Source organism: Mumia sp. (genome assembly GCF_028803055.1).
Taxonomy (GTDB): domain Bacteria; phylum Actinomycetota; class Actinomycetes; order Propionibacteriales; family Nocardioidaceae; genus Mumia.
On the sequence record NZ_JARBCJ010000163.1, the window covers coordinates 1 to 7,358 of the forward strand.

At 69.7% G+C, this 7,358-nt stretch carries 10 protein-coding genes; 3 read left to right on the top strand and 7 right to left on the bottom strand.

The window, feature by feature from the left end:
* A partial coding sequence (locus PV363_RS14035) for an amidohydrolase family protein (protein ID WP_301022623.1) occupies positions 1 to 545 on the bottom strand: 545 nt, incomplete at its 3' end.
* A 295-nt stretch (positions 546 to 840) separates the two neighbouring features.
* Here PV363_RS14035 and PV363_RS14040 point away from each other — a divergent pair.
* The 3 genes from PV363_RS14040 (at position 841) to PV363_RS14050 (ending at position 4,064) form a co-directional block, all read left to right on the top strand.
* Positions 841 to 1,677 carry a GNAT family N-acetyltransferase gene (locus PV363_RS14040; RefSeq protein WP_301022624.1) on the top strand — a complete coding sequence of 279 codons (837 nt, stop codon included), beginning with the start codon at positions 841 to 843 and terminating at the stop codon, positions 1,675 to 1,677.
* Positions 1,678 to 1,830: 153 nt separating this feature from the next.
* On the top strand, positions 1,831 to 2,967 hold the full coding sequence (locus PV363_RS14045; RefSeq protein ID WP_301022625.1) for a DUF1611 domain-containing protein: 1,137 nt from the start codon (positions 1,831 to 1,833) through the stop codon (positions 2,965 to 2,967).
* Positions 2,964 to 4,064, top strand: a complete 1,101-nt coding sequence (locus PV363_RS14050) for an alanine/ornithine racemase family PLP-dependent enzyme (RefSeq protein ID WP_301022626.1) — start codon at positions 2,964 to 2,966, stop codon at positions 4,062 to 4,064. Before PV363_RS14045 ends, PV363_RS14050 begins: the two co-directional genes overlap by 4 nt.
* A gap of 89 nt (positions 4,065 to 4,153) precedes the next feature.
* On the opposite strand, the gene PV363_RS14055 is transcribed toward PV363_RS14050, so the two are convergent.
* The 6 genes from PV363_RS14055 to PV363_RS17975 all read right to left on the bottom strand — a co-directional run.
* Positions 4,154 to 4,354, bottom strand: coding sequence for a cold-shock protein (locus tag PV363_RS14055; RefSeq protein WP_301022627.1), 201 nt, complete (start codon positions 4,352 to 4,354; stop codon positions 4,154 to 4,156).
* Between the two features lie 175 nt (positions 4,355 to 4,529).
* Positions 4,530 to 5,567 carry an ABC transporter permease gene (locus PV363_RS14060; RefSeq protein WP_301022628.1) on the bottom strand — a complete coding sequence of 346 codons (1,038 nt, stop codon included), beginning with the start codon at positions 5,565 to 5,567 and terminating at the stop codon, positions 4,530 to 4,532.
* 288 nt (positions 5,568 to 5,855) lie between these two features.
* The gene (locus PV363_RS14065; RefSeq protein ID WP_301022629.1) at positions 5,856 to 6,353 is read right to left on the bottom strand and encodes an SRPBCC domain-containing protein; all 498 of its coding nucleotides are present in this window, start codon (positions 6,351 to 6,353) and stop codon (positions 5,856 to 5,858) included.
* A complete protein-coding gene (locus PV363_RS14070; protein ID WP_301022630.1) occupies positions 6,350 to 6,703 on the bottom strand; it encodes a winged helix-turn-helix domain-containing protein in 354 nt (117 codons plus the stop codon). Before PV363_RS14070 ends, PV363_RS14065 begins: the two co-directional genes overlap by 4 nt.
* A 32-nt stretch (positions 6,704 to 6,735) precedes the next feature.
* Positions 6,736 to 7,074 (bottom strand): phosphatase PAP2 family protein, encoded by a 339-nt coding sequence (locus PV363_RS14075; protein WP_301022631.1) that lies wholly within the window; start codon positions 7,072 to 7,074, stop codon positions 6,736 to 6,738.
* Between the two features lie 130 nt (positions 7,075 to 7,204).
* Positions 7,205 to 7,358, bottom strand: a 154-nt coding sequence (locus tag PV363_RS17975; RefSeq protein ID WP_366525489.1) for an ATP-binding protein, incomplete at its 5' end; no start/stop codon positions are given.

Consider the following 7,358-nt stretch of genomic DNA (forward strand, 5'->3'; position numbering starts at 1 on the left):
AGGTAGGCGGGGGCGTCGAACCAGCGCGTGGGGATCATCACGCCGCGCAGCCCGCGCTCGGCAGCGTGATGGACCTCGGCGACCGCGTCGTCGACACCGGCGGTGACCGGCACGACCGCCACGCCGATGCGCCGCTGCGGGTTCGTGGCGCAGAAGTCGGCGAGCCAGCGGTTGTGGGCGCGAGCTCCGGCCTTGACCGCGGCCGGATCGGCGTCGGCTCCCGAGCCGAGGCCGGAGCCGAACGGCGAGCTGGCGAGGCGGCCGGTGCCGAGCACGTCGGCATCCGGGAAGAGGACCTCGGCGGCGACGCCCTCCTCGTCGAGGATGGCGTCGCGCACGGTGGGGTCGTAGCCGGCCTTCATCTCGTGGTCCCCGGTCTCGGCGTCCCACTCGTCGACGAAGTCGACGTTGACCATGCGCCCGGCCTCGGCCGCGGCCTGGTGTTCGTCGAACGCCTGCCGAAAATCCTCCGCGAGGTACTCGCGGTAGACCTCGGGCGGCGGGCCGGCATGGCCGTCGGACGAGATGACGAGGTAGTTCGACATCGATCCCCCTTTTTGAATCCCGTCCGATAATTGCGGACGGCTCGGCCGACGTCAAGGACGTCGAGAGGCGGTGCGGTGGCGTGGAGGGGCCGATGGTGCCTTCGAGATGCTGGGCCGAAAGGGCGCTTCGTCGCGCCGCAGGCACCGTCTCCGATCCTTGGAAGCGCTCCGGGGTCGCGACAGAACCGCGACAGATCGCGTTCGCACAGCCGATGCGCGCCGGTGAACTGCACGCAACCGTCAGGGCGCATGGTTCCGAACAGATGGCATGCGAGAGACGGGAACCGTAGCGATCATGGCTCGACACGAGCTCTGGGTGGAGTTGGCCGACATGCCGGGCAACCTCGCCGCCCTGGCGGGCGACCTCGCCTCGTGCGGAGCGAACATCGTCCACCTGGACGTCCTCGCCGGCACGGGTGAGCGAGGTGACACGGTGATCGACCGCCTCGTCATCCAGGCGCCCGACCAGCGCGGCGACGATCTGGCGGCCGTGGCCAGGCGGTACGGGGCCGCGCTGCGCAGCGTCGACGAGGATGCCTCGGCCGAATCTCCGCCGCCGAGGCGACCCGTCGTCGCGGGAGCCACGGGAGCACCGTCCGGAGACCCGCCCGACGCCGATGCCGCGTCGCGGCGCGCACCGATGACGCTCGAACGCCTGGTGGCGCTGCCCGACGGCGGGCTGGTCCGACTCCGCCACCTCAGCACCGGCGACAGCGGCGCGCTGGCCGCCCAGCACGGGCGTTGCTCCGAGGGCACGCGGCGGCACAGCCACTTCCTCTCCCCCACCCTCGTCCTCGAGGACGGTGACACGGTGGCCCTGGCTGCCCTGGTGGGCGACGTGCTCGTCGGGGTCGGCCGCTACGACCTGCACGAGGGCCGACGGAGCGCCGACCTGTCGGTGGTCGTCGAGGACCGGCATCAACGCCGGGGCATCGGGTCGCTGCTGGTCAACGAGCTGGCCACACTGGCGTCCAACATCGGGGTGACCCACCTGCGAGCGGTGGCGCCCGCGGGTGGCGACGTGCTGGCCCGCACCCTGCGGCATGCGGGCCTGGAGGTCACGGTGCGTCGGGACGGTGAGGCCCTGGTCTTCGACGGCATGGTGCCCCTCGGCCTGTCGGCCAGCGCCTGACGTCGCAACTGCGCGCGATTCCACGAGGGACGAGAACTGGCCACGGTAGGGTGCGGGCCCAAGCCCGACTTAGTGGGGACCTCTCGTTGACACCCGGCGCCATACGGTCGGCCTTCTCCCGTCGCCTCCTCTGAGCTCACCTCGAGGAGCGACATGTCCCAGTCCCTGATGCCCCTGACGTCGAACGCGCCCGTGATCGCGGGCGATCGTCCCACCGCGGTCGTGTACTGCGAAGCGAACTTCGGCGAGACCGACGGCAAGACGGCCAACGGGCTCGTCCGCTACTCGGAGACCTACGAGATCGTCGCGGTGATCGACAGCAGGCAGGCCGGCCACGATGCGGGGGTGGTGCTCGACGAGAAGCCGAACGACATCCCGGTCTGTCGGGACCTCGCGGACGCGCTCGCCCATGTCGGCGGCGCGGCCGACGCCTTCATCTTCGGTGTGGCGCCGTCGAGCGGGATGCTCTCCGCCCACGAGCGGACCATCGTCCTCGACGCCATCGCCACCGGGATGGACATCGTCAACGGGCTGCACGAGTTCTTGAACGAGGACGCCGAGTTCGTCGCGGCCGCCCTGGCCCATGACGTGCACATCTTCGACGTTCGCCGGCCCCGCGCCAAGAAGGACCTGCGGATGTTCACCGGCCGCATCGCGGAGGTCACCTGCCCGCGCATCGCCGTGCTGGGCACGGACGGAGCCATCGGCAAGCGGACCACCGCCACGGTGCTGACTCGAGCGCTGCGCGAGCGCGGCGTCCCCGCCGTGATGGTCAGCACCGGCCAGACCGGCCTGATCCAGGGAGGCCGCTACGGCATCGCGCTCGACGCCATCCCGTCGCAGTTCTGCTCGGGCGAGATGGAGGCCACGGTCGTCGAGGCCTTCGAGACCGAGCACCCGGACGTGATCGTCATCGAGGGACAGGGTGCGCTCAGTCACCCCGCCTATCTGACCTCGACGTTCATCCTGCGGGGCAGCCGGCCCGACGCCGTCGTCCTCCAGCACGCGCCGGGCCGGACCCGCCTCGGCGACTTCGGGGCGGTCGTGATGCCGACGCCCGCCAGCGAGATCAACCTCATCGAGACCTTCGCGGCCACCAAGGTCATCGGGCTCGCGATCAACCACGAGAACATGACCGACGCCGACGTCTCGGCGGCGATCACGCGGTACGAGACCGAGCTCGGCATCCCGGCGACCGACGCGCTCACCCGACCGGAGGGCCGCCTCGTGGACATGGTGCTCGCCGCGTTCCCGGAGCTCGAGGAGAAGCTGAGCGCCAGCGCGCGGTGATCGCGCCGCGCCTGGACATCGACCTCGGCAAGATCCACCACAACGCCCGAATGCTCGTGTCCTCCCTGGAGACGAAGGGCATCTCGGTCACCGGGGTCACCAAGGCCTCGTTGGGATCGCCCGCCATCGCCGGCGCGCTGTTGCGCGCCGGCGTGACCCGGCTCGGTGATTCGCGCATCGAGAACATCGAGGCGATGCGCCGTGCGGGCCTGCGGGCGCCGATGACGCTCATCCGATCGCCCATGACCAGCCAGGTGGACAGGGTCGTCCGGCACGCCGAGGTCAGCTTCAACACCGAGCCGGCCGTCATCACCCGGCTGGCCGGAGCGGCGCGGGCGGCCCGGACGACCCACGGAATCGTGCTGATGGTCGAGCTCGGCGACCTGCGCGAGGGGATCCTGCCGGCCGGGGTGGCGGAGGTCGTGCGCCACACGATCGGCTACCCGAGCCTCGAGCTGGCAGGAGTGGGGGCCAACCTCGCCTGTCAGAGCGGAGTCGTGCCCGACGCCCGCAACATGGCCGAGCTCTCGGCGATCGCCAGGTCGGTCGAAGCGACGCTCGGCCGCAGGCTCGACGTCGTCTCCGGGGGCAACTCCGGCAACCTCGCCTGGGCCATGAGCGGTGCTGACACCGGACGCATCGACGACCTGCGGTTGGGCGAAGCGATCCTGCTCGGTCGTGAGCCCCTGCACCGCCGCCCGCTCGACGGCCTGCACACCGACGCCTTCAGCCTGGTCGCCGAGGTGATCGAGGCCAAGGACAAGCCGTCCCGGCCGTGGGGCGACCTCGCCCAGACCGCGTTCGGCGAACGGCCGGTGGCGACCGGCTCCGGCAACGCCGTGCGGACGATCGTGGCGATCGGCGAGCAGGACGTCGACCCAGCCGGTCTGCTGCCTCCCCCCGGCATCTGCGTGACCGGGGCCAGCAGCGACCACGTCATCCTGAGTGGCGGCGGTCGTCGCGTCGCGGTCGGTGCCCAGATCGCGTTCCAGCTCAACTACAGCGCCCTCATGCGGGCGATGACGTCGCCGTTCGTCGCCAAGGTGCTGCACGACGGCGTTGCAGCGGAGTCACTCCGCGACGAAGGTGCTCGATGAGCATCGCCGCCCTGCGGACCCGATTGGTGCCCGGACGCGCCGCGAGCCGCCGACAGCGTCGGCGGCTCGCGAGCAGGACAGCGTCCTTGTCAGATGACGCGGACGTTCTGCGCCTCTTCGCCCTTCCGGCCGGGAGCGACGTCGAACTCGACCGTCTGGCCCTCGTCGAGGGACTTGTAGCCGTCGCCCTGGATGTTGGAGAAATGGACGAAGACGTCGTCGCCCTGCTCGCGTGAGATGAAGCCGAAGCCCTTCTCAGCATTGAAGAACTTCACGGTACCTGTGGTCATTTTTGCTCTGCTTCTCTTCTGTGTACGGGACCGACCAGTCGATCGGTCGACCATGAGTGTATTGGCCACGAGCCCCACGTCCACCCCCACCCCGCGTGACGCCTCCTGATTCGGTGCGGATCGCGGCCGTGGGGCACGGCGAGGACAGGGCTCCTACGGGCTCCTACGGGCACCACTAGGCCAGCGGTACGGCACCGCCGCCGGAGACGGATGCCTCGGCCTCCGTCACGGTCACCGCCACGGATCGCGCCTCGCGCAACGCTGCTGCGACCACCGTGAGGACGATCCCGACGGCTGCGTACAGGCAGAGCGTCAGCAGCGGACGCCCCAGCGCGTTGTGATCGAAGTAGACGATGTTGCGGATTCCCTCCGTCCCCGCGCCGTTCGGCGTCCACGGCCCGACGACCCGGAAGAAAGCAGGCAGGAGCGGCCAAGCGACCGATCCGCCTGCCGCCGGGTTGCCGATGACGGTGACGAGGAGGATCACGACGGCGGTGCCGGCCATGCCGAAGAAGTGGATGAGCGCGTTCGCGAAGGCGGCGATGGCGAACACGAAGAGAGCGAGGAACAGCCACAGCATCACGAAGTGGCCGGGCAACGCATCGAGGACCTGATCGACGATCAGCAGCACGGGAAGCGGCGCCACCAGCGCGTACACGGCGAGCGTGACCAACCGGGCCAGCGCCAGACGGATTCCCACGAGCCGCAGGTCCACGAAGTTGTTGAGCATGAGCGCGGCGAAGTAGGCCCCGATCGCCAGCCCGATCATCACGAAGTAGCCGACGGAGCCACTGCGGTCCTGGGTCGGCAACGGGGCCAGGTCCACGGTCTTGGCCGAGGCGCTCGTGTCGCCCGGCTGCTGCGAGGCGAGGACCTTGTCGAAGATCTCGGGCAGGGCCTGGGCGATCTCGTCGCTGGCGGCCGACGCGACGAGCACCTCGTTGCCGCCCGGTGCGAGCACGAACCCGCCGTACACCTCGCGGTGCTCGATCTGCGACCGGGCTTCGGCGGGGCTCGGCACGACCCGGGCATCGAGGCCCAAGCTGGAGTCCTGGTTGAGCCCCTCGGCCAGCTCCGTTGCCAGATCACCCGGCCCGGTCACCGCGATCCTCACGTCATGGAAGCTGGGCGAGTGGAGCGCGCTGGCGAACGAAGCGGTGAGAAGCACCGAGAACAGCAGCCCGAGCAGGAGGGGCGGCACCAGGGTTCGCATGATCCGTTCCAGCTGCGATCTCACGAGGGGGCCCGAGTCGCGTCGGGTGTCGCTCGCCTCTCTGCGCTCGATCACATCGTCGTCAGGGTTCATGAGACCATCAGCCTTCCCGCATCCGTACGCTGCGGCGCGGCGTACGGATGCGAAGACTCCACAAGCCCGACGGCGGATCTAACCCGGGAACGTCAGTGGTTACTGCTCCGTCGACCGGCACGATTTCACGCTCGGTGACAAACCGTACACGCACCGCGGTCCGATCGACAGCCTCACGCCGCGACGGGTGACCCCCTAGGCAGCGACCTCGGCCAGCAGGGCGTCGATCTGGGACATGCATGCCTTCATGCCTTCGTCCACGCCTGTGGCGATCGCCTGCTCCATTCCCTCGATCGAGTCGAAGTGCGTGGTGAGGATCATCCGGGTCGTGTCACCCGCCCCTTCGATGTCGATCTCCATGCGCGTCATGGAGTTGCCGTCGCTGGGCGTTCCGTCATCCTCGACGATGGCGTCTTCCACCACGAGCCTGGTCGGGGCGGCGACCTCGACCACGTTCCACGTGCCGTCGAACCTGTCGCCGCCGTCGGGACCGGACATGGAGTAGGTGATCGTGCCGCCCGGGGTGAGGTCGTGATGCTCGAAGGTGGCCGGGAACCCCGGCGGACCCCACCACCGCTCGAGCAGGCGGGGGTCGGCCCACAGCTGCCACACGCTGGCGATGGACGCATCGAACTCCGCAGTGATGACCATCGTCTTGGCCTCTGCGTTCTTGTCGACCTTCCAAACCGTCATTCGCTGTCCTTTCCAGTGGTGTCGTTGAGCACGTCGTCGAAACGTTCGAGGCGGGCACGCCACAGCGTTTCGAGTTCATCCAGAAGTTCGTGCGCGCGGCGCAGTCGGTCGACCTCGCCGCGCACGAGTTGCTCCCGCCCGCTCCGGTGCTTGGAAACCAGACCGGCGTCGACGAGGACCTCGACGTGCTTCTGCACGGCCGTGAGGCTGATCGGATACAGCCGGCCGAGCTCGCTGACGGAGCGTTCACGGTCGAGCGCCTGCGTCACGATGTCTCGCCGGGTCGCATCGCTCAGGGCGAAGAACAACCGGTCGATCTGCGTCTCTCGCTCGCGAGTTCCTACAACCATGTGGTTGCAGGTTATACCTCCCGCCGACGGTGTCAAGGGAGCGTTGCCTGGCCACGCCGCTCACACACGTCTCGGACAGTCCCCGCTGTGGACGTGCCGAGGCCGGGCGACGCCTCCGCGATCTCCTCGGAACCGACCGCGACCTCACCCTCGGCTGCGGCGATGCCGTCGAACCGCTCGCCTGACAACCAGGTCTCGACGGCGCTGAACGCGACGAAGGACAGGCACAGGCTGGCGACGACGTCGGAGGTCCAGTGGACGCCGAGCCACACGCGGCTCCAGGCGACGAGCCTCGAGCCCGGCCTTGATCCCGGCGGCGAGGCGCACCTCGTCCTCGACGACGAGCACTCGCATGGCTCAACCGTAGGCACCGCCCGCCCGCCCGCGCCGCGCGGCGCCGTTCAGCCTCGAGTCAGGTGGCAAGGACGACGGTGGCGGCGGTCGTTCGACACAGCGGCCACTGGTGGTCGGGGACCGATCGCGACGCCGCCGACGCGGCCCTCATGCGGGCAGGGTGACGGTGACGGACGCGCCGCCGGTCGCGGGATCGTTCCCGGCGTCGATCGTGCCCCCGTGCGCCAGGACCAGGTCCCGGGCGATCGACAGCCCCAGACCGCTGCCGCCGGAATCGCTCGCCCGTTCGAACCGCTCGAAC